This window comes from Paraburkholderia sp. SIMBA_030 (assembly GCF_046535245.1).
GTDB lineage: Bacteria > Pseudomonadota > Gammaproteobacteria > Burkholderiales > Burkholderiaceae > Paraburkholderia.
In genome coordinates, this window is sequence record NZ_JAWRXB010001557.1 from 1 (window position 1) to 239 (window position 239).

Genomic DNA, 239 nt, shown 5'->3' on the forward strand with positions numbered 1-239 from the left:
CTTTTAACTCTTTGATATAACGTGCGATGTTCAGCGGTGGTTTGCCGCTCAACAACAATTGCCCTTCCAGCGTAACAGGCGAGAAGTTTTGCAATCCATCCGCCGGAATCGCCCATGTCTCACCACGCTGTAACGCCGTACCGTAATTATCCGTTTGTGCCGGGAACGCCGGACGGACGCCGATTTTCCACTGCTTATGCTGATCGGCAACGGTTTCACCCGGTAACGCTAACCCGCTA

General features: G+C 53.1%; 1 protein-coding gene. It reads right to left on the reverse strand.

Annotated elements, in window-relative coordinates; translation table 11 throughout:
* A partial coding sequence (locus SB772_RS45250; protein WP_410839182.1) for a hypothetical protein occupies nucleotides 1-239 on the reverse strand: 239 nt, incomplete at both ends.